Genomic DNA, 2,988 nt, shown 5'->3' with positions numbered 1-2,988 from the left:
TCGTGCTCAAGCCGTCGGAGATCACCCCGCTGACCACGTTGCGGCTCGCCGAGCTCGCCGCCGAGATCTTCCCGCCGGGCGTGCTGAACGTCGTCTCCGGCGGCAACGACCTCGGGGCCTGGCTTGTCGAGCATCCAGACGTGCGCAAGATCAGCTTCACCGGCTCGACGGCCACCGGTCGCCGCATCATGGCCTCCGCCTCCGGCAACCTTAAGCGCATCACCCTGGAACTCGGCGGCAACGACCCGGCCATCGTCCTGCCGGACGTGGACATCGAGAAGACCGCCAAGGAGCTGTTCTGGGCCGCCTTCCAGAACAGCGCCCAGTTCTGCGTCGCGGCGAAACGCCTCTACATCCACGAGGATATCTATGAGCCCCTCTCCAAGGCGCTCGTCGATTACGCGTCCACCGTCAAGGTGGGAGACGGCTCGCAGCAAGGATCGGATCTCGGGCCGATCCAGAACAAGATGCAGTACGAGAAGCTGAAGGACCTCCTCGCTGACGGTAAGGCGAAAGGGCACCGCTTCCTGCTGGGCGGCGAGCCTACCGAAGGCGAGGGTTACTTCATTCCGGTGACCATCATCGACAATCCCCCGGAAGACAGCCGGGTGGTCGTCGAGGAGGCTTTCGGCCCGGTTCTGCCCCTGCTGAAGTTCAGCGACATCGACGACGTGATCGATCGCGCCAACGCCACGGAGTACGGACTGGCGGCCTCGGTCTGGTCGAAGGACATCGACCAGGCGCAGGCGATCGCCAAACGCATCGAGGCGGGCACGGTCTGGATCAACGAGGTCCACACCTTCTCACCGCACGTCGCCTTCGGCGGTCACAAGCAGTCGGGCATCGGCATCGAGAACGCCCTGGAGGGCCTGGCCGAGTACACCAACTCGCAGACTATCGTGACCAACAGGGCCGCCGTGGCGCAGTAATTCGCCGACCCGCAACGCCCCGGCCGCGATCGGCGCTGCGATCAACGGCCGAGGCGCTCGCGAGCGGCATCGCGCTCTCCGCGGAGACGAAACGAGGCGTCGACCGCCGCGAGAGAAGCCGCCGCGCCGACGGTCGCCAGAACCATGCCGATCAACATTCCGAGGAATGCGTCCTGCTGCGGCGGATCACCCGTTGGGACGGCCGCCGCCAGGACCATCCAGAGACCCATGACGACGAACTCGGCGAAGAGGCGGGCGATCTGCCTGAAGTCCGGGCCGAGAGGGCGCAGTCGCCTCCATGAAACGCCGCAAACGGCCCAACCGACGAGCATCCCCACGTGAAGGAATGGCATTAGCTGCAGCTGGACCCAGATGTCGCCGAAAACGCTCGGCTTCGGGTTTCGGCAGAGGCTCTCCAAGAGAGCGAGCGGCGTCCGGCTCACGTCGAGGGCAAGGCCAAACGCCATCCCGGAAAGACACCCGATCAGCTTTTCGAGCATGCCCATTAGCTCCCCCCCCAGGGGGCTCGAGGATCAATTCGAGCGTCGTAACGCCTCGCCGGCTAGCGAGCTAGCTGTGAGCTCTCAATAGGTTGTCCATCCGACCCTGACCGGGGAAGCTGTGGTTGTGAAGCTACAGGGTCTCAGGAGAGGGTCGGATGAACGTGCATAAGAATGCCCGGCTGACGGCGCACAGTCGAGCCGAACTGGCACGCCGGGTGCTGGTCGAGGGTCAATCCAGGAAGGCCGTGGCCACGGCCTTCGGCATCGACGCCAAGACCGTCGGCAAGTGGGTCAGGCGTTTTGAGGCGGAAGGCCTGGCCGGTTTGAAAGACCGATCCTCCCGGCCCTGCAAGCTTCATCGGCCGACGCCGATCGAGACGGTGGAGCAGGTCATCGCGCTGCGCCGTCAGCGCTTCTGTGGCCAGCAGATCGCCAAGCAGACGGCGGTATCGCCGGCCACGGTGAGCCGCATCCTGCGCGCCGCCGGTATCAGCCGGGCCAGGGACCTGGACCCGCCCGCGCCGGTGGTCCGCTACGAGCGCGCGAACCCCGGAGAGCTGATCCACCTCGACATCAAGAAGCTCGGCCGCTTCGAGGTGGAAGGCCACCGCGTCACCGGCGACCGGCGCAAGGGCTCCTCGCGCGGCGCCGGCTGGGAGTTTGTCCACGTCTGCATCGATGACGCTTCGCGCATCGCCTTCAGCCAGGTCATGGCCGACGAGAAGAAGGAGAGCGCCACCGCCTTCCTGACCGCCGCGATCGCCTACTACGCCAGCCTCGGCGTCACCGTCAGCCGGGTGATGACCGACAACGGATCCTGCTATCGGGCCCACGCCTTTCGGGATCTCTGCAAGGACCTGGGCCTCAAGCACATCAAGACCAAGCCCTACACGCCCAAGACCAACGGCAAGGCCGAGCGCTTCATCCAGACCGCACTCAGGGAGTGGGCCTACGCCCAGGCTTACCCCACCTCAGATCGCCGCACCGCAGAGCTGCCCTTCTGGCTGCATCGCTACAACTGGCATCGACCGCACGGCGGGATAAAGTCACAGACACCCATCAGCCGTCTCGGCCTGGACGCGGACAACCTATTGAGGCTCCACAGCTAGTCGGCGTATTCCGCCAGATCTTCCGGACTGGACACGCTCACGTCCAGGTCCGTCACCATGCCGGTGCCGAGGGTGTAGACCCAGCCGTGGACGCACAGCGGCTGGCCGCGACGCCAGGCGTCCTGGACGAAGACGTCGGAGGCCACGTTGCGCACCTGGCGGATGACGTTGAGCTCGACGAGCCGGTCCCACCTGGCCCGCTCGTCCGGCAGGACCTCCAGCTCGTGCCGGTGCTGGTGATGCACCTCACGGATGGGGTGCAGCCAGTGGTCCACCAGCCCTCGCCGTTGGCCGTCCACCGCCGCGGCCACCCCGCCGCAGCCGTAGTGGCCCACCACCAGGATATGCTTCACCTTGATCACATCGACGGCGAACTGCAGGACCGACAGGTAGTTGGCGTCCTGTGGCGGAGCCAGGTTGGCGACGTTGCGGTGTACGAACAGCTCG

4 protein-coding genes are annotated in these 2,988 nt (G+C 65.9%); 2 read left to right on the top strand and 2 right to left on the bottom strand.

Annotated elements, in window-relative coordinates; all coding sequences use genetic code 11:
• On the top strand, positions 1–929 hold a 929-nt coding region (locus VJS38_RS19555), incomplete at its 5' end, for an aldehyde dehydrogenase family protein (RefSeq protein WP_324089821.1).
• A 41-nt stretch (positions 930–970) separates the two neighbouring features.
• On the opposite strand, the gene VJS38_RS19550 is transcribed toward VJS38_RS19555, so the two are convergent.
• Complete coding sequence (locus VJS38_RS19550) at positions 971–1,429, bottom strand: hypothetical protein (protein WP_324089820.1); 459 nt, start codon at positions 1,427–1,429, stop codon at positions 971–973.
• A gap of 158 nt (positions 1,430–1,587) precedes the next feature.
• Between VJS38_RS19550 and VJS38_RS19545 the strand changes: the two genes are divergently transcribed.
• Positions 1,588–2,541, top strand: a complete 954-nt coding sequence (locus VJS38_RS19545) for an IS481 family transposase (RefSeq protein ID WP_324089819.1) — start codon at positions 1,588–1,590, stop codon at positions 2,539–2,541.
• Here VJS38_RS19545 and VJS38_RS19540 read toward each other — a convergent pair.
• Positions 2,538–2,988: carbonic anhydrase (locus tag VJS38_RS19540; RefSeq protein WP_324089818.1), on the bottom strand; the 451-nt coding region annotated here is incomplete at its 5' end. The genes VJS38_RS19545 and VJS38_RS19540 overlap by 4 nt on opposite strands.

This window comes from Phenylobacterium sp. (assembly GCF_035276905.1).
Lineage (GTDB): Bacteria > Pseudomonadota > Alphaproteobacteria > Caulobacterales > Caulobacteraceae > Phenylobacterium.
Note: the sequence above shows the minus strand (reverse complement) of the source record. Positions and strands in the feature narration are given on the sequence as shown.

Coding starts and splice junctions, on each gene's coding strand:
- VJS38_RS19550 (WP_324089820.1), bottom strand. CDS start 1,429: ATGCTCGAAAAGCTGATCGGGTGTCTTTCCGGGATGGCGTTTGGCCTT.
- VJS38_RS19545 (WP_324089819.1), top strand. CDS start 1,588: ATGAACGTGCATAAGAATGCCCGGCTGACGGCGCACAGTCGAGCCGAA.